Origin of the sequence: Amycolatopsis sp. VC5-11, assembly GCF_037034185.1 — a bacterium.
GTDB lineage: Bacteria > Actinomycetota > Actinomycetes > Mycobacteriales > Pseudonocardiaceae > Amycolatopsis > Amycolatopsis nivea.
On sequence record NZ_JBAGKF010000001.1, the window covers coordinates 319,074 to 344,445 of the forward strand.

Consider the following 25,372-nt stretch of genomic DNA (forward strand, 5'->3'; position numbering starts at 1 on the left):
ATTTTCCGGGTCCGCCGAACGCCTGCACGACACCCGGACGGGTGGCGGGTGCCGCTCAGCGAGTGTGACGAAAAGAAGTTGCACGCTCGTACCAACTCTTGCTCTCATGGGGTACGTGCCTTTTCAGCCTTATCGCCGCGTCCTGAGCGTCCCCGGCCTCCGCCCGTCGATGGCGCTGATGTTCTTCGCACGCGTGCCCATGACGATGACCGGCGTGACGCTGACGCTGTACGTCGTCAGTGGCCTCGGCCGGGGCTACGGCGCGGCGGGCGTCGTCGGCGCGGCGGTCACCTTGGGCATGGCGCTCGGCGCGCCGGTGATCGGGCGCACCATCGACCGGTACGGCCTGCGTCCGGTGGTCGCGGTGTGCGGGTTGTCGTCCACCGCGTTCTGGTTCGCGGCTCCGCACCTGTCGTACGAGGCGCTGGTGGTGTGCGCGCTGCCTGCTGGCGTGCTGTCGGTGCCCGCGGGTTCGCTGGCGCGGCAGATCCTCGCCGCGCTCGTGCCCGCCGACCAGCGGCGCGCGGCGTACTCGCTGGACACGATCCTGGTCGAGGCGTCGTTCATGATCGGCCCGGCGGCCGGGATCGCGGCGATCTCGCAACTGTCGGCGACGCTGACCTTGAGCGGCATCGGCACCATCTTCGGCGTCACCGCGCTGCTGATCTTCCTGCTCAACCCGCCGATCCGGAACGAGGACGAACTCGCCCCGGCCGGCATCGTGCGGCCGCCGCTGCGGTCCTGGCTCACCGGACGGCTGCTGGCGACCCTGCTGATCGCCGCCGGAACGCTGTTCTGCCTGGTCGGCACGGAGGTCGCGACGCTGGCCGCGCTGCGCTCGCACGGCGACGTCGGCTGGACCGGCCTGGTCATCGCGGTGATGTGCGCGGCGTCGATGATCGGCGGCATCGTGCACGGCGCGGTGCGGAAGTCGCTGCCGCAGGGGCTGCTGATGCTGCTGCTCGCGCTGCTGGTGATCCCGGTCGGGCTGGTGACGCAGCCGTGGTGGCTGCTGATGCTCGTGCTGATCCCGACGAACCTGGTCTGCGCCCCGACGCTCGCCGCCACCACGGAGGCGGTCAGCGAACTCGCGCCGCCCGCCGTCCGCGGCGAGGCGATGGGCCTGCAGGACGCGTCGACGCGGCTCGGGCTGGCCGCGGGGAGCCCGGTGGTCGGCTTCGCGATCGACCATTCGAGCCCGGCGTGGGGTTTCGCGGCGGCCGGATTCGGCGGGCTGGCGCTGGCGGCGCTGGGGCTGGTGTGGTCGCTGCGCCGGAGCTCGGTGCGAACCCCTTCGCTGGCGGCGGCTGTGCGGGCTCGCCGCTGAGCTGTTGCCGGGCGCGATCCGCGACGCGGACGTCCGTGAAGGGCTCCTTCACGGATTTCTGCGAAGGGTCAGGTGCAGGCTTTGCGCAGCCCGTCGAGCTTTTCCAGGTTCCGTTTGGTCCACCGGGCGATCACCCCGGCGTCCTCGAGGTGTTCCTTCTGCACCTGGACGTACGAATCGGCCATGCCGAGCAGGGCGTTCTTGACGTCCTCTTCCTTGACGTCGGCCGCCAGCTCGCGCAGCCGCCGTTCCTTGTCCTGCGCGCGGGCCTTGAGCTTGTCGCCGTCCACCAACGGGTTCAGGTCCGCGAGGCCCAGCGCTTCGGTGCACGTGGAGACCTTGTCCACCGCTGAATTCGTCTGATTGACCGCCGAATCGACCTGGTCGCATCCGGCCAGCAACGTTCCGGCCGCGACCAAGGCGACCGCCACCCCCCAGCTCTTCATGCCATCAGGGTAGCGGCTCCCGCGGGCGCACCGGCGCGATTCGCCCGCGGGAACCCCTCATCCCTTCACGCACACGACCTGCTTGAGGTGGGCGACCACCTCGACCAGGTCGGTCTGCGCCTGGATCACCGTCTCGATGTCCTTGTACGCGGCCGGGATCTCGTCGACGACCCCGGTGTCCTTCCGGCATTCCACGCCCGCGGTCTGCGCGGCGAGGTCGGCGGCGGTGAAGGTCTTGCGAGCCTTCGTCCGCGACATCCGCCGTCCGGCTCCGTGGGACGCGGACTCGAACGACGCGGTGTTGCCGAGTCCGCGCACGATGTACGAGCCCGTTCCCATGCTGCCCGGGATGATCCCGAGATCGCCGGAGCCGGCCCGGATCGCGCCCTTGCGGGTGACGAGCAGGTCGACGCCGTCGTAGGTTTCCTCGGCGACATAGTTGTGGTGACACGAAACTGCGTCATCGAACGTCGTCCCCGGGATCACTTCCGCGACCGCGAGCTTCACCAGCGCGACCATCGTCGCCCGGTTCCGTGCCGCGTAGTCCTGTGCCCAGAAAAGGTCGCGCCGGTACGCCTGCATTTCCGGCGTGTCCGCGACGAACACCGACAGGTCGGGGTCCGGCAGATCGCGGTTGTGCGGCAGTTTCCGCGCGATCGCCATGTGCCGCTCAGCGAGTTCCTTGCCGATGTTGCGCGAACCCGAATGCAGCATCAGCCAGACCCGGCCCTCGTCGGCGCCGCCCTGTTCGAGGCAGACCTCGATGAAGTGGTTGCCGCCGCCGAGGCTGCCTACCTGCAGATGCGCGCGCTTGCGCAGGTCCTGGACTCCCTCGTGCAGGTCGCCGAACGACTTCCAGAACGTGTCCCAGCCGCCGACGCCGTGCACCTTCGCGGTGTTGACCGGCGTCTTGTGCAAGCCGAACCCGACCGGCACCGCCGATTCGATCCGCTTGCGCAGCTTGCCGAGGTCGTCGGGCAGGTCGCTCGCGGTGAGCGAGGTCCGCACCGCGCTCATCCCGCAGCCGATGTCGACGCCGACCGCGGCCGGGGAGACCGCGTCGCGCATCGCGATGACGCTGCCGACCGTGGCGCCCTTGCCGTAGTGGACGTCCGGCATCACCGCGACGCCGTGCACCCACGGCAGGTTCGCGACGTTGCGCAGCTGCCGCATCGCTTGGTCTTCGACCGACGCGGGATCTGCCCACATCCGGATCGGAACCCGCGCGCCGTCCACTGCCGTGTACATGACTTTCCTTTCCCAGAACGAAGTTTGCCCGCTCAGCATCCGGCACTCGGGCGCTGGCGACAACGGGTTTTCGAACACCGGTGCATCGGTGAAACGAAATCGGCGCTTCCGTCGATAACGGCTCGGACGACCGGTTCGCCGAGGGTGCCGGTCTTGGGGAGGATTCCGTTTTTCCATGAGGTACTCATTGCGGGCGACGCTCGCGGTCTTGTTGCTGGCCGGGTTTCCGGTGCTGATGCTCGCCGTCGCCGGGGCGCTGATCTGGCTCGAGGTCGAGGCGTTCCACGGTCATCCGTTCACCGCGATACGGCTCGGCTTCCTCGCCGTTCCCGTGCTGTACGTGCTGGTCACCGCCCTGCTGACGTTCGAGCGGTCGCACGACGACGTCGACGGTGTGCTCGTCACGCCCGGCGAGCAGCCCGAACTGTGGGCAGCCGTCCGCGAGCTCGCCCAGGAGGTCGGCACCCGGCCGCCGGACGAGATTTACCTCGTTCCGCAGGTCAACGCGGCGGTGAACGAGGAGACGCACTGGGCGGGGCTGCGCGTGCGGCGGCGCCGGATGTTCATTGGCGCGCAGCTTTTCGCCGGGATGCGGGTCAGCCAGCTCCGGGCCATTCTCGGGCACGAGCTCGGCCACTACAGCAATCGCCACACCCGCTTCGCCGGCGCGACTTATCGCGGACGGCAGACGATCGGGCGAGTCGTGAACGGACTCAGCTCGGCTGGGTCCGGCCGGCTGGTGCGGCCGATCTTCACCGCGTACGCCGCCGTGTATTTCCAGGTCTCGGCGCGCGTGAGTCAGCAACAGGAACTCGCTGCCGACACCGATTCCGCGCGCGTCGCCGGCAGCGCGGCCGCGGCCAGCGCGCTGCGCGAGGTCGAAGTCCTCGACGCGGCCTGGTGGGTGTTCCTGAACGACTACGCGACGGTCGCCTGGTCCTCCGGCTATCTGCCGGCGCGGATGACCGAGGGCTACCAGCTGCTGCTCTCCGACGATCAGCGCGCGGAGGAAATGGCTTCCCTGCGGGAAAATCCGCCGTCGCGGCCTGCCTCGAAGTACGACAGCCACCCGCCGATGGCAGAACGGATCGCGCTGCTGGAAGCCGCTCCGGCCGTCCCGGTTCCGCCCGGCGGCGAGCGACCGGCGATGGACCTTCTCCACAACGGACCGGAGCTGCTCGATGCGGTACTGATCACCGGCTTCACGGAGGGAGTGTCCTCGAAGAAGAAGCTCGACTGGGCCAGCCTCGTCGACATCGGCGTGCGCGATTCGAATCAGGCCGAGGCGCTGCGGATCCTCCGCAGCCGCCGTCTCGACGATCTGCTGGACCTGCTCGACGCCGGACGCCTCGAGGAACTCGCCGACCCCACGGCTCCGCCGGAGGCCCGGGCGCGGCCGGAGCGCGAACTCTACCGAGCGCAAGTCCACTTGAGACTGTCCATTGTGCTGCACGCAATGCTCGCCAAAGCCGGTGCGGCGCACTGGGAACTGTCTTGGTCTGGACCAGCGAAGCTGGTGCTGGCCGAACCGTACGCCGCCGAACTGGATCCCGCCGTCGGCGCGGCGATCGACGGGGACACCGCTCCGCTCCGCGCGTTGCTCGCCCCGGTTCGTTCCTGAGAGGAAACCCTTTGCTGGGACTGATCAAGCTCTACACCGTTCCGCGGTGCACGCCGACGCGCTCACGAACGTGGCGTGGCAGATCCGCAGCGCGCGGGGGCGAAGTACGTCAGCGCGGAGCAATTCACGGGATTCCAGCGCGCGCCCTGCAGTATTGGTGTGACAAGTGGTTCGGCACCCACGATCTAATGTGGACCTTCGCCGAGGAGGGGACAAGCGCGTCGAAGCCGCGCTCGTCGAACTCCGGCGTGGCCCCTAAGCGGTGGAACAATTCCGCCACCTCGGCCGGAGCGCGTCCGGACGGGTGTGGTCGTACAGCGGTTACGGAGCCATTCACGAATTCCGGACGCACCGCAACCAAGCCTGCCGGCTCGCCAAGCAGCGGGGACCGGTCCCGAACGACCAGTGGTCTCCTGGCCTGGTTCCCGAGCAAGAGGTGGTGTCCGAGGTGATCCCGTCCAGTCCATCCCAGCCGATGCCCGCGTCCGGCGAAAACGCGGAGCAGGAGGTGCGACGAGGAATCCGGTCGATGCGGTGGGCGATCGGCGGCCAGGCCGTGCTCTACCTGGCGCTCGCGGCGTTCGTCGGTTACCTGCTCGGGCTTGGCGGCACGTCGGGCACCGTGACCCTGCCGGTGACGATCCTGGTAATCAACTCGGCGCTGACCAGTGCGTTGGTGGTGTGCGCCGTCCTGCTGGGCAGGCGGCAGCGCGGGGTGATGCTCGCGCTCATCTGGCTCGAGTGCGGGTTCATGGCGATGCTGCTGCTCGGCGCGATCCTGTCGCTGGCCATGAGTTCCGGAGCCGGGGGCGGCGCGCCGGTCGGGCTGATCCTGTGGGGTTTCCTGATGCAGGCGGTGCTGCGCCCGTTGCAGAAGCCGGAGATCCGGGTCGCGTTCGGGCTGAAACCGATCAAGCCGCGGCAGAAGAAGAAGTGAAAACTGCCCGGTCCCTGGACAAGGGACCGGGCAGTTTCAGCGCGAAGCTCAGCGGTTCTGCGCCACCAGTTCGGCGATCTGCACGGTGTTCAGCGCCGCCCCCTTGCGGAGGTTGTCGGCGGAGACGAACAGCGCGAGACCGCGGCCGTCCGGGACACCCGGGTCGGTCCGGATGCGCCCGACGAGGCTCGGGTCGATTCCCGCGGCCTGCAGCGGCGTCGGCACGTCCGCCAGTTGCACGCCCGGCGCGTTCGACAGCAGTTCGGTCGCCCGCTCGACCGACAGCGGCCGTTCGAATTCGACGTTGATCGACAGCGAGTGCCCGGTGAACACCGGCACCCGGACGCACGTGCCGGACACCAGCAGCTCCGGGATGCCCAGGATCTTCCGGCTTTCGTTGCGCAGCTTCTGTTCCTCGTCCGTCTCGAACGTGCCGTCGTCCACAATGGACCCGGCCATCGGCAGGACGTTGAACGCGATCGGCGCGACGTACTTGGCCGGGGCCGGGAATTCGACCGCCGAACCGTCGTGCGTGAGCGAGGCCGCGCGCGAGGCGACAGCGTTCACCTGAGCGGCCAGTTCGTCGACGCCGGCCAGACCGCTGCCGGACACCGCCTGGTAGGTGCTCGCGATGATCCGCACCAGACCGGCTTCGTCGTGCAGCGGCTTGAGGACCGGCATCGCGGCCATGGTGGTGCAGTTGGGGTTCGCGATGATCCCCTTCCGCACGTCCTTGATCGCCTCCGGGTTGACCTCGCTGACGATCAGCGGCACGTCCGGGTCGCGCCGGAACGCCGACGAGTTGTCGACCACGATCGCGCCCGCCTCGGCGAACCGCGGCGCCTGCTCGCGCGACGTCGCACCGCCCGCGGAGAACAACGCGATGTCCAAACCGGACAGATCAGCGGTCGCCGTGTCCTCGACGGTGATTTCCTCGTCGCGCCACGGCAGCGTGCGTCCCGCTGAACGGGCCGAGGCGAAGTACCGGATTTGCTCGACCGGGAAATTCCGCTCGTCGAGCAGCTTGCGCATCACAGCGCCGACCTGGCCGGTAGCCCCGACCACCCCGACGCGAAGACCCTGCGCCATCAGCGACCACTCCCCGCGTAGACGACGGCTTCCTCGTCGCCGCCCAGTTCGAACGCCTCGTGGATCGCGCGCACGGCCTCGTCCAGCTGCGCATCGCGGATCAGCACCGAAATGCGGATCTCCGAGGTGTTGATGATTTCGATGTTCACGCCCGCGTTGGCCAGCGCCTCGCAGAACGTCGCGGTGACGCCCGGGTGCGAACGCATCCCGGCGCCGACGAGCGACACCTTGCCGACGTGGTCGTCGTACAGCACGGACTCGAAGCCGATCTCCGCCTTGATCTTCTCGAGTTCCTTGACCGCCTTGGCCCCGTTGGCCTTCGACAGCGTGAAGGTGATGTCGGTGCGGCCCGAGGACGTGCTGGACACGTTCTGCAGCACCATGTCGATGTCGATCTCGGCGTCGGCGACCACCCGGAAGATCTTGCCCGCGGCACCGGCGTGGTCCGGCACGCCGGTCACGGTGATCTTCGCTTCCGAGCGGTCGTGTGCCACACCGGTGATCAGCGCTTGTTCCACGGGGATCTCCTCGATCGATCCGGCCACCGTGGTGCCCGGCTTGTCGCTGTAAGAAGAACGGACTCGGATCGGCACGCCGTAACGGCGCGCGTACTCGACCGAACGCAGGTGCAGGATCTTCGATCCGCTCGCCGCGAGCTCCAGCATCTCCTCGTACGGGATGGTGTCGAGCTTTTTGGCGTCCGGCACGATCCGAGGGTCGGCCGAATACACACCGTCCACATCGGAATAGATCTCGCAGACGTCCGCGTTCAGCGCGGCGGCGAGCGCCACCGCGGTGGTGTCGGAACCGCCGCGGCCGAGCGTCGTGATGTCCTTGGTGTCCTGTGCCACGCCTTGGAAACCGGCCACCAGCGCGACGTAACCCTGCTCGAGCGCCTCGGTGACGCGGCTCGGAGTGACGTCGATGATGCGCGCGTTGCCATGCACCGAGGTGGTGACCACGCCCGCTTGGGAACCGGTGAACGACCAGGCTTGCGCGCCCTGCGCGGAAATGGCCATCGCGACCAGCGAATTCGAGATGCGCTCACCGGCGGTGAGCAGCATGTCCATTTCCCGCTCCGGCGGAGCCGGGTTCACTTGCTGCGCCAGATCGAGCAGCTCATCAGTGGTGTCGCCCATCGCCGAGCACACGACGACCACGTCGTTGCCCGCCTTCTTGGTCGCGACGATCCGTTCTGCCACGCGCTTGATCCGGTCGGCACTTTCCAGCGACGATCCGCCGTACTTCTGGACCACGAGGGCCACGCCCGAACCTCCTTGACGGGCCGGGGCGTACTCCTTGGAGGGCACCGAGGAGCGCCCACGGCCCTTCATTTGGAGAAGAGCCTACCGGCGCGAACGGCGCTCGCCACCCCATCGAGTGGTCCGCCACGGCCCGTCAGGAGGGTTTGGAAGTAAATTTTCCTTAACGCCAGGGGAAAGCTCGAAGCCCTTCCTCCGGAGTGACGGAGAGCACTCCCCGGCCGTACTACCTTCGCCGCATGCGCAAACCAGCCGAGACGAGCGTCCCCGTCGCGCCGGCCATCGCCGAGCGGTGGAGCCCGCGGGCCTACGACGAGACCGCCGAAATCACCGGCGCCCAGCTGACCGCGTTGCTCGAAGCCGCCAGGTGGGCGCCGTCTTTCGGCAACACCCAGCCGGCGCGCTACCTCGTCGGCCGCCGGGGCGATCCGGTGTTCCCCCGCATCCTCGCGACGCTCAACTCCGGGAACCAGGCGTGGGCGTTCCGGGCGAGCGCGTTGCTGATCGGCGTGACGGTCACCACGAATGAGAAGGGCGAGGTGCCCTACGCCGACTACGGACTGGGTTTGGCGACCGAGAACCTCGTCCTCCAGGCAGTCGAACTCGGCCTGATCGCCCACCAGATGGCGGGCTTCTCGCCGGACGCGGTCCGCGCGGAGTTCGGCCTCCCGGACGAGGCGGTGGCCCGGGTCGCGATCGCCGTCGGGTCGCCCGCCGACCCGTCCGTACTGGACGACCCGCGCCGGATCGAACGCGAACTCGCCCCTCGGCGACGGCTGCCGCTCGCGGAGTTCGTCTTCGGTGATCGATGGGGGTCTCCGGCACTGTGACCGTTTCGTGAGCAATCCGGGGAACCGGAGTCCCGCCGTTGAGGTCAGATAGACGCCAAACCGGTCAGGCCGCTGATTCGGTGGGATTCTTCTCAAGGAGTGACGAAATGCGTACAGCGATGCCGGTTGCACTGGCGGTTTCCGCGACGGCGATGGCGTTCGCGCTGTCCGGGTGCTCCTCCGAGGACACCCCCGCCCCGCCGATCGCCACTCCGCCCGCTTCGTCCTCCGCGGCCGCACCGTCCTCCTCGGCCGCCGCTCCCGCCGGCGACTCCGCCTCCGCCGACTACACCAAGCAGGGCACGAAGCTGAAGATCGGCGAGAAGGCCGTGGTGCCGTTCAAGTCGCAGAAGATCACCGGCGCGATCGGCGTGACGGTGACCGGCATCGACAAGGGCGTGGAGGCCGACCTGGCCCCGCTGAAGCTCGGCGACCGGGCCAAGGGGATGACGCCGTACTACATCCAGGTCAAGGTCACGAACGAGACCGGCTCGGACTTCTCGTACAGCTCGCTGGGCCTGATGAACGGCCTGCTCGCGGATGGCACCGACGGCCCGCACGTGACGGTGATCGGCAAGTTCGAGAAGTGCGACCGCGGCAACTCCGGCAAGGCGTTCACCACGAAGGGCGCTTCGTACGACAGCTGCGTGCTGGCACTGGCCCCCGCTGGCACGGAGGTCAAGGGGGCTAGCTACACCGCGAGCACGTACCGGGACCTGGCGCCGAACACTGACTACGGCAAGGACGCCGTGACCTGGCAGTCCTGAACCATAGGCGGGGCGCTGGTCGACGCACCAGCGCCCCGACGCGGTGAATTCAAGGCATCGGGCGGTTCCTTGCAAGTTCCTTGAAAAAATTCAAGGAACTTGAGATGTCGCGAGCAGAATTAAAGCCTTTGCTGATAACCTTTAAAAGTGGAGCTAGAGACCTTCCGTCAGTCGCCGATCGGGCACCTCGTACCCATAACCGGCACCGACGGGCGCACCAAGCAACCGTACCGCCACTTCGCGTTTGTTCCTGACCCGCTTCCCACCGAGGTCGCGCTCACCGCCGGAACCTACAAGCTGCTCAGCGAAGCCGACCGGGCGCTTGGCGCGCTGGATGCCCTGACCGATCAGCTGCCCAACCCCGGACTCCTGGTCCGCCCCTCGCTTACCCGGGAAGCGATCAGTACTTCGGCACTGGAAGGCACCTTCGCCCCCTACGCCGATGTGCTCCAGGCGCAGCAAACCAGCAGGGAGCCGGCCACCGCGGAGATCCGAGAGATCCAGAACTACGTCAAGGCCGCGTTCGAGGGTCTGGACCTCATCAGCAAACTGCCCATCTGCCTGAAGGTGGTCTCGAAACTCCAGCAGATCCTCGTCGCCGGCACGCGTGGCGACTCCTACGACGCGGGCCGGCTGCGCGAACGACTGGTCTGCATCGGCGACCGCGGCCGCGGAATCGAACAGTCTCGTTTCGTCCCGCCGCCGAACGGCGACATGCTCCGAGACGGGGTGAGCGCATGGGAAAAGTGGATCAACGCCGAGCAGGAGCTGCCAGCACTAGTGAAGCTGGCACTCGGCCACTACCAGTTCGAAACCCTGCACCCGTTCAGCGACGGAAACGGCCGGATCGGACGGCTGATCATCACCTTGCAGCTGATCGAGGAGAAGATCCTCAAGTACCCGGTGCTGAACTTGTCGTCCTGGCTGGAACCGCGCAGGGAGGATTACATCGACCACCTCCTGAACGTCAGCAAGACAGGTGACTTCGATCCCTGGGTGCGGTTCTTCGCCGAAGCTGTCAAAGCCCGCGCATTGGCCGCGGGAAACACGATCGGCAGGCTCACCGCGTTCTCCCAGGAAGTGAGCGACACGATGCGCGGCCTCGGCGCACGAGGCGCCGTCCAGGATCTCGCGGTGACCATCATCGGGTACCCGATGATGACGATTCCCGAGGTGCAGAACAACCTCGGCGTGTCCTACCCGACCGCGAGCAACGCGATCAAAAAACTCGAGGAAGCTGGCTTCCTGCGCGAGATCACCGGCGGGAACTACGGACGCCAGTACATCTGCGACCGAGTGTTCGACGAACTGGCCGAAAACTGACCAGTCAGGCGCCCGCGCCCCCGACGCGCCGGATGATCTTCGCCAGGATTCCCGACACGATCAGCCAGAACACCGCCGCGATGCCGTAGTTCACCAGAACGCGCAGTTTCGCGTCGCTCGGCGTGAACAGGTCCTTGAAGCCGAGCGACAGTCCGTCGGCCCAGCCGCGGACGAACGAGACGATGCCGTTGCCCTGGTTTGCCTCGCCGATGACGAAAATCACGTGCAGCACCAAGACCGCGGCGAACAGCAGTCCGACCCAGCGCACCAGCGATGCGAGGAAGGACACCCCGCGCTCACGAGTGCGCCGCCAGTCCACCGGGGTGCGCTGGGGCCGCGCCTTCGCCTCGGTTTCCTGCGCTTCTTCCGCGTGCTCGCCCATGCCGGGCAGTCTGGCACGTCGTTTCGCGGCCCGCTACCCGCTAGTAACAGGTATCAGCCACCCGACGTAACAGTTCGATCGCGACGGGCGGCTTTCCTTTCGCGGCGTCGGGTGGTTACAGTGACCCCGTGGCGCGTGAACTCCTGCTTCGCTGCCGCGACGGGGCCTGATCTGACCGGCTCCTCGTCGCGGGGCTTTGTGGTGCCGGTCGTCCGCACCGATCCCTTCAGGAGAATTTCCCGCGATGAGCACCGACCCCCGCACCACTAACTCCCGTCTGCGCACGCCCTCTCGTCCCGCGCCCGCCGGACAGCCCTCGTGGAACCCGCAGCGCGGCACGTCCATGCCGGTCCACCGTTACCGCCCCTGGTACGACGTCGTCGAGAACATCGACGTACCCGACCGCACCTGGCCGGACAAGCGCATCGACCGCGCGCCGCTGTGGTGTGCCGTCGACCTGCGCGACGGCAACCAGGCGCTGATCGACCCGATGTCGCCCGCGCGCAAGCGCAAGTTCTTCGACCTGCTGGTCCGCATGGGCTACAAGGAGATCGAGGTCGGCTTCCCGGCCGCGTCGCAGACCGACTTCGACTTCGTCCGCGAGATCATCGAAGAGGGCGCGATCCCGGACGACGTGCACATCCAGGTGCTGACCCAGTGCCGCCCCGAGCTGATCGAGCGCACCTTCCAGGCGCTCGAGGGCGCGCCGCGAGCGATCGTCCACATTTACAACTCGACGTCGATCCTGCAGCGCCGCGTCGTGTTCCGCGAGGAGCGCGAGGGCATCAAGAAGATCGCGACGCAGGCCGCCGAAATGGTCGTCGAGCTGGCGGCGAAGCAGCCGGACACCGACTTCCGCTTCCAGTACTCGCCCGAGTCCTACACCGGCACCGAGCTGTCTTACGCGCTCGAGGTGTGCAACGCCGTCACCGAGATCTGGCAGCCGACGCCGGAGAAGCCGGTGATCCTGAACCTGCCGGCGACCGTCGAGATGGCGACGCCGAACGTCTACGCCGACTCGATCGAGTGGATGAGCCGCAACCTGGAACGCCGCGATTCGGTGATCCTGTCGCTGCACCCGCACAACGACCGCGGCACCGGCATCGCCGCCGCCGAACTGGGCTACCAGGCCGGCGCGGACCGGATCGAGGGCTGCCTGTTCGGCAACGGCGAGCGCACCGGCAACGTCGACCTGGTCGCGCTGGGCATGAACCTCTACAGCCAGGGCATCGACCCGCAGATCGACTTCTCCGACATGGACGAGATCAAGCGGACCGTCGAGTACTGCAACCAGCTGCCGGTCCCGGAACGCTCCCCGTGGGGCGGCGACCTGGTGTTCACCGCCTTCTCCGGCAGCCACCAGGACGCGATCAACAAGGGCCTCGACGCGATGAAGGACGCCGCCGACAAGAAGGGCGTCCCGGTCGACGAGCACCCGTGGGAGGTCCCGTACCTGCCGATCGACCCGAAGGACGTCGGCCGCACCTACGAGGCCGTGATCCGGGTGAACTCGCAGTCCGGCAAGGGCGGCGTCGCCTACATCATGAAGGCCGAGCACCAGCTGGACCTGCCGCGCCGGCTGCAGATGGAGTTCTCGAAGGTCATCCAGGCCTACACCGACACCGAGGGCGGCGAGGTCGACCCGGCCACCATGTGGCGCGCGTTCTCGGCCGAGTACCTGGAGTCGAAGACCCCGCTGGAGCTGATCAAGCAGCGGGTCACCGACAACGGCGGCGGCGAGTACGACCTCGAGGCCACGGTGAAGGTCGAGGGCGACGAGCACGAGATCACCGGCCGCGGCAACGGGCCGATCGCCGCGTTCTTCGACGCACTGTCCACTGTGGGCTACGACCTGCGGCTCCTGGACTACAGCGAGCACACGCTGAGCCCTGGCGACGACTCGCGCGCCGCGTCCTACATCGAATGCGCGATCTCCGACCGCGTGTTCTGGGGCATCGGCGTCGACCCGTCGATCGTCACCGCCTCGCTGCGTGCCGTGGTCAGCGCGGTCAACCGGGCCAACCGCTGACCCGAACCTGATCGTCCCCATGCCACATTGGGTGCGTCACATGCACCCAATGCGGCATTGGGGCGGTTCTGGGCGAGGGAGACGAGGATGCGAGCCGAGCGCCTGGTCGCGCTTCTCTTCACGCTGCACCGCAAACGCGCGGGCACCGTCGGGGAGCTGGCCGGCGAGCTGGGCGTGACCGAGCGGACGCTGCGGCGGGATCTCGCCGCGTTGCGCGAAGCCGGCGTGCCGCTCTGGAGCGAACCCGGGCGGCACGGCGGCATCCGGCTCGTCGATGGCTGGCGTTCGCGGCTCGACGGCCTCACCTCGCGGGAGGCCGTGGCGCTGTTGGCCCTCGACGTGCCGGACGCGCTGGCCGGGCTCGGTCTCGGCACCGCCGTGGCCGCGGCGCACGCGAAAGTGTCCGCGAGCATGCCGAAGCAGCTGCAGGAACAGGCCCGGACGGTCGCCGGGCGGTTTCATCTCGACGCCTCGGCCTGGTTCACCTCTCCGGACGACACGGGCGCGCTGCCCGCGGTCGCGAAGGCGGTGTGGACGCAGCAGCGGCTCGACGTGCGGTACCGGCGGCGCGACAAGGTCACCCGGCGGACGCTCGATCCGCTGGGGCTCGTGCTCAAAGCCGGGGTTTGGTACCTGGTGGCGCGCGTCGACGCCGACCTGCGGACGTATCGCGTCTCCCGGCTGACGGCGGTCGCCGAAACCGGGGAAACCTTTGCCCGGCCGGAGGAATTCTCGCTCGCTGACTGGTGGCGCGCGTCGTCGGCGGAGTTCGAGAAGATGCCGCTGCCGTTGAAGGTGACGGCTCGGCTCGACCGGTCCGCGGCGGGGGCGTTGCGGCGGGTTTTCGGGCCCGAGCACGTGAACGAGGTACTGGTGTCGCTCGGCCCGAAGGACGCCGACGGGTGGGCCGAGGCCGAGTTCGCCATGGAGGGCAAGGAAGTCGCCGTCGGACAGCTGGTTTCCCTCGGCCCCGGCGTCGAGGTGCTCACCCCGCCGGAGATCCGCGCCGCGGTCGCGGAATTCGGTCAAGCGCTGGCTGAGCGCAACAAGGATCAGCGGTAGCCGCTGGCGTCGGCGGGCTTTCCGGGTTCCTGCACCTCCTCGATGTACCGCCACGCGTCCGGACGGCTGCCGTCCACGTCGTCGATCTCGTAGACCTTCGCCAGCTGACCGCTGGAAACGGTCTGTCCGGTCCACCGGTGCCGGTCCGCGTCGGCGGCGAGCGCGACGACCGTGCGGCCGGAGAAGGTCGGCGATTCCGAGATCACGAAGTGCGGCTCACGGGCGGTCGCGTCGCGCCAGTTTTCCTCGGTGACCTCGAAAATCTCCAGCATCGCCTCCGAACGCAGCCACCCCGGCGTGAACGCGATCGCGGTGCACTCGTGCTTTTTGAGTTCAGCCGCCTCGCCGACCGCCAAGACGTTGATCGCCGCCTTCGCCAGGTAGTACGGCAGCGACGTGCCCTCGCGGTACTTCTGGTTGTACTCGGCGGTGCCGTCGGTCAGTTCGATCACCAGCCCGCCCGGACGCCGGATGACCAGCGGAAACAGGTGGTGGCTGGTGATCAGGTGGGCGTCGAGAGACAGCCGCATCATCCGCAGGCTGGCGTCCAGCGAGTGCTCCCAGACCGGTTTGCCCCATTCCAGGTAACGGTCGCCGCCCCAGATGCCGTCGACCAGGATGTCGAGGCCGCCGTGCTCGGCGTCGATCCGCTTGGCGAGCGCGGCGACCTCGTCGCTCACCAGGTGGTCGACCCGCAGCGCGGTTCCCTTGCCGCCCGCGGCTTCGATCCGCTCCAGAGTGTCCTCGATGGTCTCCGGACGGTCCACTTCGGACCGTCCGGCCCGCGTCGTGCGGCCGGTGACGTACACGTACGCCCCGGCCCGGCCCAGCTCGACCGCGATCGCCCGGCTCGCCCCGCGCGTGCCGCCCGCCACGAGCGCGACCTTGCCCGCCAGTTCCCCGCTCATTCCGTTCGTCCTCTTCTCTCTCGGTGAACCACCAGCGTGCGCGCGAACCCTGACATCCTCTGTCCGGGTTCCGGAAATCTGTGTCCTGGCTGTGCCTTGCTGTGAAGAGCCGGTGATTGGGACTCATCGGCGTCGACGAAGCGGTTAATGGAGATATGGACGCTACGACGGCTGGGCTGGTGGTGCTGTTCGTCGTCTCGCTGGTGCCGGTGTTGCCCACCGAGGTGACTCTGCTCGGCATGGGCGTGGCAGCCGCGCAGCACGGGACCTCGCTTGCCGTCGTGATCGCAGTCGCCAGCTTCGGCTGCCTGCTGTCCGACCAGGCGTTGTACGCACTCGGGCGGTTCGGCGGGGCTCGCGTACTGGCCCGGCTGGGCCGTCGGCGCAAACTGGCCGCCGGGCTGACCTGGCTCGACGGACGCTTGCAACGGCATCCGCGACCGGTTCTGGTGGTCGCGCGATGGCTGCCTTCCGGCGGCACGATCGGCGCGCTGCTGGCCGGCTCGTTGCGATGGCGGTTCACCGAGTTCCTGACCGCGTCCGCGGTCGGCGTGCTGCTGTGGACGTCGTACGTCGCGTTCCTCGGCTACGCCGGCGGGCAACTGGTCGCCGAGCCGGGCCTGAGCCTCGCGCTGTCGCTGACCATCGCGGTGCTGCTGGGCTCGGCGATCACTATCGGGATTCGACGGCACGCAGCGCCGAGTACAGCGCCTTGATCAGCGGTTCGTTCTCCGGCGCGGCCGCGGCGGGGAACGGGATCCGGCGGCGGGTGTAGCCGTACGCGACGCCATTGCGCGGGTCGGCGAACGCCTGCTGGCCACCCGCGCCGCTGTGTCCGAAGCTGCCCTGGCCCAACTCGGGGTAGTACTCGCTGGTGGCGTGGAATCCGACGCCGAACGCCTTGTGCTGATGCAACACCACGTCGTCGCCGGTGGACTGGATTTGCGCGAACTCGGCGGCGGTTTCCGGCTTCAGCAGCGGCGGTTCGCCGTCCAGCGGACTGATCGCGGCGGCGTACATCCGGGCCAACCCACGGGCCGAGGCGACGCCGCCGAACGAGGCCGGGCCGAGCCGCCGGACCTCCGGGAGATTCGGCAGTTCCCAGACCTCCGGGCCGTCCGGATGGTGCCGGTTGAACGCGATCCCGTTCAGGCTGTTGGCGGCGGGCGGGGCGATCTGCCGCTCGGGGGTCAGGATCATCGGCTCCGCACTGGCGAATCGCGGTTCCAGTTCGGCGGGGAGGCCGAGGTAGAAGTCCACTGCGTACGGATCGCGGATCCGTGCGGCGAAGTGTTCCTGAATGGTGCGGCCGGTCGCCCGCAGCACGACCTCGCCGCTGAGCGCGCCGATGACCAGCGCGTGGTAGCCGAACGCGGTTCCCGGTCGCCAGAACGGGCGCTGGCGGGCCAGGCGTTCCGCGACGATCCGGTCGTCCGCGAGTTCCGCGCGGGAGAATCCTTCGTCGGCGCCGACCAGTCCGGCTCGGTGCGCCAGGAGTTCCCTGAGCGTGACGTCGGCCGAGAACTCCGGCCAGTAGTGGCGCACCCGCTGGTCAAGGTCCAGCACCCCGTCCTGGACCAGCAGCGCGACGACCAGATGCGCCGCGCCTTTCGTCGCGGAGTAAGCGCCAAGCAGGCAGTCCCCGTCGACGCCGGTCCACAAGTCGACTACTCGCTCGCCGCGGTGATACGCCACCAGCTGGGCAGCTCCGTCGGCAACCGCCGCGAACGTGTCCCGCACCTGTTCGAAACCGGGCCGCACGGTGCCCTCGATGTTTTCCATGCCACGACCGTACTCCTGTTTGTAACCATTGGTCACTAACTCTGTCTCGGTAGAGTCCGCAGCTATGACCCGACCGCGGCCCGGCCGCCCCGCGCAGCTCGATCGCGAGCGGATCGTCGACGCGGCGTTGTCCACGGGAAACCTCGACACCTTGACCATGCGCGAGCTGGCGACGCGGCTGGGCGTGACGCATGGCGCGCTCTACCGCTGGGTCGCCACCCGGGACGCGCTGTTCGATCTGATCAGCGAGGTGGTGCTGGAGCGGGTACTTCCCGAGGAAGGACCGCCACGCCGGTCTTGGCGGCCGTGGCTCGCCCAGGTCGCGTGGGCGATGCACGACCAGTTCCTCGCGGTGCCCGGTTACGCGACCCGGTTGTCCCGGCCGCACCGGCACAACGCGGATTCGTTCGGCAGGCTGCGCTCGCAGGTGGTCGCCGCGTTCACCAACGCCGGGGTGTCGCCGGAACTGGCCGAGCAGAGCTGGTACATCTTCATCACGTGCACGGTCAGCTGGCTCGCCGTACGGGAAAACCCGCTCGATCTCGGGCCGGACGCGCCGCGGTTTGAGCTGTTTCTCGACACGTTGCTGCGTGGGCTTCCTGCCCGGGAACCCGGTTAGGTCGTCAACGCGGCGACCTCGGCACGCAACTCATCGATCACAGTCGCGACCGCCGGACGGTTCACCGCACCGGTACGGCACACCACTTCCACCAACCGCGCCGCCCGGATTCCCGCCAGCGGACGGCCGACCAATCCACTGCCGCGTCGAGTGTCCATTGTGTACCTAGGCATCAACGCGATCCCGTGTCCGGCCGCGACAAGCCGTTCGGTGATGCGGAAATCGTTGATGCGCTGGACGATCTGCGGCCGCACGCCGGTGCGCACGGTCAGCGAGCGCAGGACGTCGTCGACCGGGAAGCCGTGGTCCACCGAGATCCAGCGTTCGTCGGCGAGATCGGCGAGTTCGACCCGGCGGCGGCGGGCGAGCCGGTGATCGGCGGGCAGTGCGACGTCCAGCGGTTCGCGCAGCAGCGGGACGACGTCGAGGCGTTCGGTGTCGAATTCGGGCGCGTGCTCGTCTCGGTGGGCGACGACGACGTCGTAGTCGGCGACCAGGCCCGGGACCTGCGGCGGGACCATGTCGACGTCGCGGACGTCGACGTCGAGGTTTTCGTACTGGTCGATGCGGCGCAGCAGACCGGGCAGGAGCATCAGGCCCGCGGACTGAAAGATCGCGATCCGCACCCGTCCGCGCGGGGCGCTGCGGTAGGTGGCCAGTTCCGCTTCGGCCCGGTCCAGCGCGGCCAGCACGTCGTCGGCGCGGGCTACCAGCGCGCGGCCCGCGTCGGTGAGCCGCAGCCCGCGGCCGGCCGGTTCGGTGAGGGCGATGCCGACCTCCGCCTGCAACGCGCGCAACTGCTGGGATATCGCCGACGGGGTGCAGTGCAACGCTCGAGCGGCGGCGGTGACGCTGCCCCGATCGGCGAATTCGCGCAGCGTCCGGAGCCTGCCCAAGTCCATCCGCGCAGTGTATGTGAAGCAGCGCTACACAGTCGGTGCAGTTTTTCTCGCTGGTGCTTCAAGGTTTGCCTAGGCAGAGTGGCGGCATGGCCATCCGGGACCGTCTGCTCGCTGTGTTCGTCGCCGTCTTGTGGGGTCTGAATTTCATTGCGATCCACGCCACACTCGGCCAATTCCCGCCGATGTTCGCGGGCGCGCTGCGGTTTCTGCTGATCGCGATTCCGACGATGGTCCTGGTGCCGCGGCCGCGCGTGAAGCTGCGCTACCTCCTCGGCTACGGGCTCGGGTTCGGCACCGGACAGTTCGCGTTCCTGTTCGTCGCGATGCACCTGGGCATGCCGACTGGGCTGGCGTCGCTGGTGCTGCAGGCGTCCGCGCCGTTCACCGTGCTGCTGGGCGCGGTGCTGCTGCGGGAACGCGTCTCCGGACGGCAGCTGGCCGGGATCCTGCTCGCGGTGGCGGGCATGACCGCGATCGCCTGGCAGCAGTCCGCCCACGCCGCGCTGGTGCCGGTGCTGCTGACCCTGCTGGCCGCGCTGAGCTGGGCGATCGGCAACCTGAGCATGCGCCGCGCGGAGCCGGACAACCCGCTGCACCTGACGCTGTGGATGTCGGTGGTGCCGCCGCTGCCGATGCTGGCGCTGTCGAGCATCTTCGAAGGCCCGGCCGCGGCGTGGCACTCGCTGGCGACGCTCGGCACCAAGACCGGCCTGATCGGCATCGCGGGCCTGGCGTACGTCGTCATCTTCGGGACGGTCGTGGGCTCCGGCATCTGGACCACGCTGATGCGCCGCAACCCGGCGGGCGTGGTCGCGCCGTTCTCGCTGCTCGTGCCGGTGGTCGGGTTGACGGCGTCGTTCTTCATCCTCGGCGAGGTGCCGACGGTACTGACCCTGGTCGCCGCAGCGGTGGTGATCGGCGGGGTTTTGCTGGGCTCGCTGCGGAAGAAGCCCGCGGTCACACCGGAGGAACTGCTGCCGGTGTAAGGGTCACCGGCTGGGACGCTGCCGCACCAGTTCGGGCACCCGGTCGTACGCCTTCAGCTCGCCGGCCAGCTCCGGGACCAGATAGCCGAGCACCCGCAGGATCGTCTCGTGGTCCTTCCACAGATGCCGGTGATGAATCGGCTCGTGATGCATGATCCGGTTGCGGAACAGCAGAACGGTGCGCAAATCCGTGTGCAGATCACGCCGTTTGCCGCGGTAGAAGGCGAACGTGCGGTGCAGGTGCGGGACCCACAGCGTCCGGTCGTAGGCACTGCTGAGCGTGGACACCCAGAACCCGAGCGACAGGTTGGCCACGAGGTCATCGGGCGTCTGCGGCCGTCCGCGCACGGTCAGCTTGCGCCGGGCCTCTGCCAGCTTGCCGACGCCGTCGGGGCGCAGCGGGGCGACCTGCCACCAGTCTTCCCGGTCGAACGCCATCGCCAGCGTGCGGTGCAGGCCGTTCCGCAGCGCGAGCTCCAGGCAATGCAGCGACGGGTAGAACGCCGCGGAAACCTCTACGTTCCACCAGTACAACGCACAAGCCCGAGCGAGATCGCCTTCCGCCTTCGCGAGATACGGCGCGAACCTCGGGGTCGACAAACCTTCCCTGATCCACCCCGGCTCCCCCGGCATCAGCTGCCCCTCCCCGTTTCTTGCCCCTCTCGGGCGGAGGGGATGTGCTAGTATGGCGCAGTACGCCCCGGGTCGCCTCTGCTTTCGCATGCCGCTCGGGGCATCGCTTATTTCCGGGCCGGGGAACAGAAAACCCCCGGCACGTCCGAAGACCTGCCGGGGGAATCCCGTCAGCCGGTTCAGGCGACCGCGTCGTTCTTCTCCTCCGACGACGCGGACGAGGCCGATCCCGCCGCGTGGCGGGCCATGCGCTTCTTCAGCACCAGCGTCACCACGATGCCGATCACCAGCGCCGCGCCGAGGCCTGCCCACTGGAAGCCCTTCAGCCACTTGTCGGCGACCACGCCGAGGTAGTAGATGAGCGCCGTCGTCCCGCCCGCCCAGACGATGCCGCCCAGTGCGTTCGCGATCAGGAAGCGCGGGTAGTGCATGTTCAGCGACCCGGCGAGCGGGCCGGCCAGGATGCGCAGCACCGCGACGAACCGGCCGAAGAACACGGCCCACATGCCGCGTTTGTGGAACATCTTTTCGGCGCTCGCGATGTGGTCGGGGCCGAAATGTTTCGGGAACTTCCGGCCGGCCCAGGCGAAGAGCCGTTTGCCGCCCTTCTTGCCGATCAGGTACCCGATGCTGTCGCCGATGATCGCGCCCGCCGACGCCAGCACGCCGATCCACAGCGGGTTCAGCCCGCTGTGCGACGACGCCAGCAGCGCAGCGCTCACCAGCACGATCTCCCCCGGCAGCGGGATGCCCAGGCTTTCGACCATCACCACCAAGCCCACCAACAGGTAGACCGAGAGCGGAGGGATCGCCTCCAGCACGTGGTCGATGTTCACTGCCAACCCCCTTGTGATTCGTGCCTGGTCTCCGCAGAGTACCCAGCTGACGAGCGTTCTCGCGTCCGCCTGGAGTCGGGGGTGGGGTCCGTCTTCAGGCAGGGGTTTTTCAGGGTTTTTCCGACATAACACGCAAAGCGCGCGATTCGAAGTACTCGCGTTCCGGCAGGCTCAAGGTGCGCTGGGCGGCCCGGAGGTAGCAGTCGCGGGCGCCTTGCGCGTCGCCGGACCGTTCGAGGAGATCGGCGCGGACCACGTCGGCGCGGTAGTGGTCCAGGTGCTCGGACGCGTCCAGTTCGGCCAGCGCGACCGCGGGGCCTTCGACGCGGGCGAGCGCGACCAGGCGGTTGAGGGTGACCATCGGGCCGGGCGCGAGCTGCCGCAGGAGGTCGTACAGCATCAGGATCTGCGGCCACTCGGTGTCGTCGGCGGTCGGGGCTTCGTCGTGCACGGCGGCGATCGCGGCTTGCAGCTGGTACGGGCCGACGGGGGTGTTCGCCAGCGCGTGTTCGATGAGTGCGCTGCCTTCGGCGATCGCGGACGCGTCCCAGAGCGAACGGTCTTGTTCGGCCAGCGGCACGGGCACGCCGTCCTGGCCGGTGCGGGCGGGACGGCGGGCGTCAGTGAGCAGCATGAGGGCGAGCAGACCGGCGACCTCGCCGTCAGCAGGCAGCAGCGCGTGCAGTTGCCGGGCGAGCCGGATGGCCTCGGCGGTCAGTTCGACGCGGTTCACCTCGCTGCCGGAGCTGGCGGTGTGGCCCTCGGTGAACACCAGATACAGCACCTGCAGTACCGCGGCGACGCGTTCCGGCAGCTCGTCCCGGGGCGGCAGGGCGAAATCCGCACCGCGCAGCTTCTGTTTCGCGCGGCTGATCCGCTGACCGATCGTCGGCTCCGGAACCAGGTACGCGCGCGCAATCTCGGCGGTGGTCAGGCCGCCGACGGCACGCAACGTGAGCGCCACCTGCGACGGACGGGTCAGCGCGGGATGGCAGCAGAGCAACAGCAGGGTGAGGGTGTCGTCTTGCTGCGGCACGAGTTCGAAGGACGGCGGTTCCAGCGCGGCCACCGTCTCCTCGCGGCGGATCCGCGCGGCTTCGTTGCGCCACATCTCGATCCGCCGCCGCGAAGCGGTCGTGATGAGCCAGGCCTTCGGATTGTCCGGGACCCCGTCCTTCGGCCACTGCACGGCGGCGGCGAGCAGGGCCTCCTGCACGGCGTCCTCGCATTTGCCGAAATCGCCGTAGCGGCGCACGAGCGCGGTCAGGACCTGCGGGATGAGGTCGCGCAGGAGGCCGTCGATCACAGCTCGAAGTCCACGTCGCCGGTCAGCCCCATCACAGGCCGCACCTCGATCGTCGCGAACGGCGCCTCCGGGATCCGCGCGGCGATCTCCAGCGCACGGGCCTCCGAATCGCATTCCAGCAGGTAGAACCCGGCGAGCTGTTCCTTGATCTCGGCGAACGGGCCGTCGGTGGTGCTCACGCCGTCAGTGCTCACGCGGACCTGCTTCGTCAGCTCGGGCGCGGCCAGCCGCTCGGACACGATCCGCTCGCCGGTGCCCGCCAGCTCCTCGTGGAACCGCTGGTAGGCCCGCAGGCCCTCGGCCTTCTGCTCGTCGCTCATCCCCGCCCAGGCCGCGCGCGACGCCGGGTTGCCGTAGATCAGGACCAGATACTTCATCGGGAGCCTCCTCGAAAAGTTTTTCCACCCCAGATGTCGAAGCCGGACCCGCGGCTTCGACGTCCCGGACGAACACCGAGTCCGGGAAAAGGAGACCACAAAATGTCCGAAAACGAGATCCGCGACCTGCTGGCCGAGCGCACCGCCGCGATGCACGCGAAGGACCCGAAGCGAGTCGTCGCGAGCTACACCGAGAAGGCGGTCAAATTCGACCTCGCCCCGCCGCTGCGCACGACCCGCGCTTCCGCGGAGCACGTCGCGCAGTGGATGAGCACCTTCGACGGGCCGATTTCCTACACGTACCACGACGAGGAGATCACGGTGTCCGGCGATCTGGCGGTGGTGGCGGCGCTGACGAAGCTGACCGCGACGCCGCAGGGCCACAACGAATCGTTCACGCTCTGGTTCCGCACCACGTTCGCCTTGCGACGCAACGGAAACGGCTGGCTGATCGCGCACGAGCACAACTCGACGCCGTTCCACATGGACGGTTCGTTCCGCGCTGCCGTCGACCTCCAGCCCTGAAAGCCCTGAAAAGCCGTGAAGGACTCCTTGAGGGAATCAGATTCCCTCAAGGAGTCCTTCACGGACGGTCAGAGGATCTCGGCGGCCGAACCGACGTCCGGCGGGCCGAGGTCCGGGTTCAGCGCTCCGGCGTCGACCAGTTCCACCTCGACCTTGTGCGGCTGGATCCGCCCGTCGCGGATGTCCTCCGCGTAGTGGCAGGCCACCCGGTGTCCGGCTCCGATCTCGCGCAATTGCGGGCGATCGGTGTCGCACAGGCTTTCCTGCTTCCACGGGCACCGCGTGTGGAAGCGGCAGCCCGACGGCGGGTTGGCGGGCGACGGGAGGTCGCCGGCGAGCAGGATTTGCTCGCGGCTGTCCTCCACCACCGGGTCCGGCACCGGGATCGCCGACAGCAGCGCGCGCGTGTACGGGTGCAGCGGGTTTTGGTACAGCTCCTCCGACGTCGTTTCCTCGACCAGCGCGCCGAGGTACATCACGCCGATCCGGTCGGAGATGTGCCGGACCACCGCGAGGTCGTGCGCGATCACCACGTAGGTGAGACCGAGCTCGTCCTGGAGGTCCTCCAGCAGGTTCACCACCTGCGCCTGCACCGAAACGTCCAGCGCGGACACCGGTTCGTCGGCGACGATCAGGTCCGGCTCCACCGACAGCGCCCGCGCGATGCCGATGCGCTGGCGCTGGCCGCCGGAGAACTCGTGCGGGTACTTCCGCAGCGACGACTCCGGAAGGCCGACCGCGCTCAGCAGTTCGCGCAGCCGCTTCGCGGTCGATTCCTTGTCCTTGTCGAGGCCGTGCGCGCGCATGCCCTCGACGAGGATCGATTCGACCGACTGGCGCGGGTCCAGGCTCGACATCGGGTCCTGGAACACCATCTGCATCCGCCGCCGCGCCTTGCGCAGCTGCTCGCCCTTGAGCTGGGCGACGTCGGTGCCGTCGAACACGACCTTGCCGTCGGTCGGTTCGTTGAGCCGCAGGATCGCGCGGCCGAGCGTCGACTTGCCGCAGCCGGATTCGCCGACCAGGCCGTAGGTTTCGCCGCGGCGGATCGACAGGTCAACCCCGTCGACCGCGAACACGTGGCCCACCGTGCGGTCCACGACGATGCCGCGTTTGATCGGGAAGTGCACCTTGAGGCCGGTGACCTCGAGCAGCACCTCGTCGGTGTTCGCCACCGTCATCGGGTTCCTCCTCCTGCCGCCACGGCGGGTTGCACCGGGTTGTGGCAGCGCAGCAAGCCGTTCCGGTCGGGAACCAGCTCCGGCGAATTCTCCAGGCAGGCCTGGATCGCGTTCGGGCAGCGCGGCGCGAAGGCACAGCCGCCGTCCCACGGGATGTTGTCGGCCACCGAACCGCGGATCGGCACCAGCTTCTCGCCGCGGCCCTCGTCGAGCCGCGGGATCGAGGCCAGCAGGCCGTGCGTGTACGGATGCCGCGGCTGCGCGAACAGCGAATGCCGCTCCTGGCGCTCCACGATCCGGCCGCCGTAGAGCACGTTGACCTCGTCGCAGAGCCCGGCGACGACGCCGAGGTCGTGCGTGATCATCACCAGCGCGGTCCCGGTGTCCTGCACCAGTTCCCGCAGCAGGGCGAGGATCTGCGCCTGGATCGTCACGTCGAGCGCGGTGGTCGGCTCGTCCGCGATGAGCAGCCGAGGACGGCACGCCAGCGCGATCGCGATCAGCGCGCGCTGGCGCATCCCGCCGGAAAGCTGGTGCGGGTACTCGGAAAGCCGCCGCGTCGGGTCGGGAATGCCGACCTTGTCGAGCAGTTCCGCCGCTTCGATCCGCGCCTTCTTGCGCGGCATGTCGCGGTGGCGCTCCAGCACCTCGGTGATCTGCAGCCCGATCGGGATGACCGGGTTCAGCGAGGACAGCGGGTCCTGGAACACCATGCCGAGATCGCGGCCGCGCCGGTCGCGCATTTCGCGGTCGGACAGGGTCAGCAGATCGGTGCCCTCGAAGCGCACCGAACCGCTGACGGTGTTGCCGCGCTTGGCGAGCAGCCGCATGATCGCGAGCGAGGTCACCGACTTGCCGCAGCCGGACTCGCCGACCAGCCCGACCGTCTGGCCGGGTTCGACGTCGAAACTCACGCCGTCGACCGCGGTGAACGGACGCTCGCCGCGGCGCTGGAACACGACCTTCAGGTCGCGGACTTCGAGAAGTGCCACGG

The 25,372-nt window shown here is 68.5% G+C and carries 26 protein-coding genes; 12 read left to right on the plus strand and 14 right to left on the minus strand.

Annotation, left to right across the window (positions count from 1 at the left end; genetic code table 11):
- Positions 1-178 precede the first annotated feature (178 nt).
- A complete protein-coding gene (locus tag WA670_RS01655; protein WP_037809344.1) occupies positions 179-1,327 on the plus strand; it encodes an MFS transporter in 1,149 nt (382 codons plus the stop codon).
- A 68-nt stretch (positions 1,328-1,395) separates the two neighbouring features.
- Here WA670_RS01655 and WA670_RS01660 read toward each other — a convergent pair whose 3' ends face one another.
- Positions 1,396-1,773, minus strand: a complete 378-nt coding sequence (locus WA670_RS01660; protein ID WP_037808429.1) for a hypothetical protein — start codon at positions 1,771-1,773, stop codon at positions 1,396-1,398.
- A 57-nt stretch (positions 1,774-1,830) separates the two neighbouring features.
- Positions 1,831-3,021, minus strand: a complete 1,191-nt coding sequence (locus tag WA670_RS01665; protein ID WP_037808430.1) for an RtcB family protein — start codon at positions 3,019-3,021, stop codon at positions 1,831-1,833.
- 175 nt (positions 3,022-3,196) lie between these two features.
- Here WA670_RS01665 and WA670_RS01670 point away from each other — a divergent pair, with 175 nt between their 5' ends.
- Both WA670_RS01670 and WA670_RS01675 read left to right on the plus strand, forming a co-directional pair.
- Complete coding sequence (locus WA670_RS01670; RefSeq protein WP_336156747.1) at positions 3,197-4,642, plus strand: M48 family metalloprotease; 1,446 nt, start codon at positions 3,197-3,199, stop codon at positions 4,640-4,642.
- A 262-nt stretch (positions 4,643-4,904) separates the two neighbouring features.
- Positions 4,905-5,579, plus strand: coding sequence for a hypothetical protein (locus WA670_RS01675; RefSeq protein WP_134728527.1), 675 nt, complete (start codon positions 4,905-4,907; stop codon positions 5,577-5,579).
- 48 nt (positions 5,580-5,627) lie between these two features.
- On the opposite strand, the gene WA670_RS01680 is transcribed toward WA670_RS01675, so the two are convergent.
- Positions 5,628-6,668 carry an aspartate-semialdehyde dehydrogenase gene (locus tag WA670_RS01680; RefSeq protein WP_037808435.1) on the minus strand — a complete coding sequence of 347 codons (1,041 nt, stop codon included), beginning with the start codon at positions 6,666-6,668 and terminating at the stop codon, positions 5,628-5,630.
- Complete coding sequence (locus tag WA670_RS01685; RefSeq protein ID WP_037808437.1) at positions 6,668-7,933, minus strand: aspartate kinase; 1,266 nt, start codon at positions 7,931-7,933, stop codon at positions 6,668-6,670. The genes WA670_RS01680 and WA670_RS01685 overlap by 1 nt, the downstream gene beginning before the upstream one ends.
- Positions 7,934-8,169: 236 nt before the next feature.
- Between WA670_RS01685 and WA670_RS01690 the strand changes: the two genes are divergently transcribed.
- From WA670_RS01690 to WA670_RS01700, 3 genes are all read left to right on the plus strand, one after another.
- Positions 8,170-8,760 (plus strand): nitroreductase family protein, encoded by a 591-nt coding sequence (locus WA670_RS01690; protein WP_336156749.1) that lies wholly within the window; start codon positions 8,170-8,172, stop codon positions 8,758-8,760.
- Positions 8,761-8,867: 107 nt separating this feature from the next.
- The gene (locus tag WA670_RS01695) at positions 8,868-9,527 is read left to right on the plus strand and encodes a hypothetical protein (RefSeq protein WP_134728528.1); all 660 of its coding nucleotides are present in this window, start codon (positions 8,868-8,870) and stop codon (positions 9,525-9,527) included.
- 147 nt (positions 9,528-9,674) lie between these two features.
- Positions 9,675-10,850 carry a Fic family protein gene (locus WA670_RS01700; protein ID WP_037808443.1) on the plus strand — a complete coding sequence of 392 codons (1,176 nt, stop codon included), beginning with the start codon at positions 9,675-9,677 and terminating at the stop codon, positions 10,848-10,850.
- A 4-nt stretch (positions 10,851-10,854) separates the two neighbouring features.
- On the opposite strand, the gene WA670_RS01705 is transcribed toward WA670_RS01700, so the two are convergent.
- Positions 10,855-11,232: a hypothetical protein gene (locus WA670_RS01705; RefSeq protein ID WP_037808446.1), complete on the minus strand. Its 378-nt coding sequence runs from the start codon at positions 11,230-11,232 to the stop codon at positions 10,855-10,857.
- A gap of 244 nt (positions 11,233-11,476) precedes the next feature.
- Between WA670_RS01705 and leuA the strand changes: the two genes are divergently transcribed.
- Both leuA and WA670_RS01715 read left to right on the plus strand, forming a co-directional pair.
- Positions 11,477-13,261, plus strand: coding sequence for a 2-isopropylmalate synthase (gene leuA, locus WA670_RS01710; protein ID WP_043827063.1), 1,785 nt, complete (start codon positions 11,477-11,479; stop codon positions 13,259-13,261).
- Positions 13,262-13,348: 87 nt separating this feature from the next.
- Positions 13,349-14,323 (plus strand): helix-turn-helix transcriptional regulator, encoded by a 975-nt coding sequence (locus WA670_RS01715; RefSeq protein ID WP_336156750.1) that lies wholly within the window; start codon positions 13,349-13,351, stop codon positions 14,321-14,323.
- Here the strand turns inward: WA670_RS01715 and WA670_RS01720 are convergent.
- A complete protein-coding gene (locus WA670_RS01720; protein WP_336156751.1) occupies positions 14,314-15,231 on the minus strand; it encodes an SDR family oxidoreductase in 918 nt (305 codons plus the stop codon). The two genes, WA670_RS01715 and WA670_RS01720, sit on opposite strands and share 10 nt — an antisense overlap.
- A 155-nt stretch (positions 15,232-15,386) precedes the next feature.
- Here WA670_RS01720 and WA670_RS01725 point away from each other — a divergent pair, with 155 nt between their 5' ends.
- The gene (locus WA670_RS01725; protein ID WP_336156752.1) at positions 15,387-15,947 is read left to right on the plus strand and encodes a DedA family protein; all 561 of its coding nucleotides are present in this window, start codon (positions 15,387-15,389) and stop codon (positions 15,945-15,947) included.
- Here the strand turns inward: WA670_RS01725 and WA670_RS01730 are convergent.
- Entirely contained in the window at positions 15,904-17,013 is a 1,110-nt protein-coding gene (locus tag WA670_RS01730; protein ID WP_336156753.1) for a serine hydrolase domain-containing protein, read from the minus strand. The genes WA670_RS01725 and WA670_RS01730 overlap by 44 nt on opposite strands.
- A 64-nt stretch (positions 17,014-17,077) precedes the next feature.
- Between WA670_RS01730 and WA670_RS01735 the strand changes: the two genes are divergently transcribed.
- Complete coding sequence (locus WA670_RS01735; RefSeq protein ID WP_336156755.1) at positions 17,078-17,632, plus strand: TetR/AcrR family transcriptional regulator; 555 nt, start codon at positions 17,078-17,080, stop codon at positions 17,630-17,632.
- Here WA670_RS01735 and WA670_RS01740 read toward each other — a convergent pair.
- The gene (locus WA670_RS01740; protein WP_037808463.1) at positions 17,629-18,534 is read right to left on the minus strand and encodes a LysR family transcriptional regulator; all 906 of its coding nucleotides are present in this window, start codon (positions 18,532-18,534) and stop codon (positions 17,629-17,631) included. The genes WA670_RS01735 and WA670_RS01740 overlap by 4 nt on opposite strands.
- 86 nt (positions 18,535-18,620) lie before the next feature.
- On the opposite strand from WA670_RS01740, the gene WA670_RS01745 reads away from it, so the two are divergent.
- A complete protein-coding gene (locus WA670_RS01745; protein ID WP_336156756.1) occupies positions 18,621-19,520 on the plus strand; it encodes an EamA family transporter in 900 nt (299 codons plus the stop codon).
- Positions 19,521-19,523: 3 nt separating this feature from the next.
- Here the strand turns inward: WA670_RS01745 and WA670_RS01750 are convergent, their stop codons facing one another.
- The 4 genes from WA670_RS01750 to WA670_RS01765 form a co-directional block, all read right to left on the minus strand.
- Positions 19,524-20,120 (minus strand): hypothetical protein, encoded by a 597-nt coding sequence (locus WA670_RS01750; RefSeq protein ID WP_336156757.1) that lies wholly within the window; start codon positions 20,118-20,120, stop codon positions 19,524-19,526.
- Positions 20,121-20,332: 212 nt separating this feature from the next.
- Positions 20,333-20,989 carry a DedA family protein gene (locus tag WA670_RS01755; protein WP_134728537.1) on the minus strand — a complete coding sequence of 219 codons (657 nt, stop codon included), beginning with the start codon at positions 20,987-20,989 and terminating at the stop codon, positions 20,333-20,335.
- Between the two features lie 109 nt (positions 20,990-21,098).
- Positions 21,099-22,295: an RNA polymerase sigma factor gene (locus tag WA670_RS01760; protein ID WP_336156758.1), complete on the minus strand. Its 1,197-nt coding sequence runs from the start codon at positions 22,293-22,295 to the stop codon at positions 21,099-21,101.
- Positions 22,292-22,672, minus strand: coding sequence for a YciI family protein (locus WA670_RS01765; RefSeq protein ID WP_037808470.1), 381 nt, complete (start codon positions 22,670-22,672; stop codon positions 22,292-22,294). Before WA670_RS01765 ends, WA670_RS01760 begins: the two co-directional genes overlap by 4 nt.
- A gap of 102 nt (positions 22,673-22,774) precedes the next feature.
- Between WA670_RS01765 and WA670_RS01770 the strand changes: the two genes are divergently transcribed.
- Positions 22,775-23,197 carry a YybH family protein gene (locus WA670_RS01770; RefSeq protein WP_336156759.1) on the plus strand — a complete coding sequence of 141 codons (423 nt, stop codon included), beginning with the start codon at positions 22,775-22,777 and terminating at the stop codon, positions 23,195-23,197.
- 68 nt (positions 23,198-23,265) lie between these two features.
- Here the strand turns inward: WA670_RS01770 and WA670_RS01775 are convergent, their stop codons facing one another.
- On the minus strand, positions 23,266-24,378 hold the full coding sequence (locus WA670_RS01775) for an ABC transporter ATP-binding protein (protein ID WP_043834533.1): 1,113 nt from the start codon (positions 24,376-24,378) through the stop codon (positions 23,266-23,268).
- The gene (locus WA670_RS01780; RefSeq protein ID WP_037808482.1) at positions 24,375-25,370 is read right to left on the minus strand and encodes an ABC transporter ATP-binding protein; all 996 of its coding nucleotides are present in this window, start codon (positions 25,368-25,370) and stop codon (positions 24,375-24,377) included. The genes WA670_RS01775 and WA670_RS01780 overlap by 4 nt, the downstream gene beginning before the upstream one ends.
- Positions 25,371-25,372 lie beyond the last annotated feature (2 nt).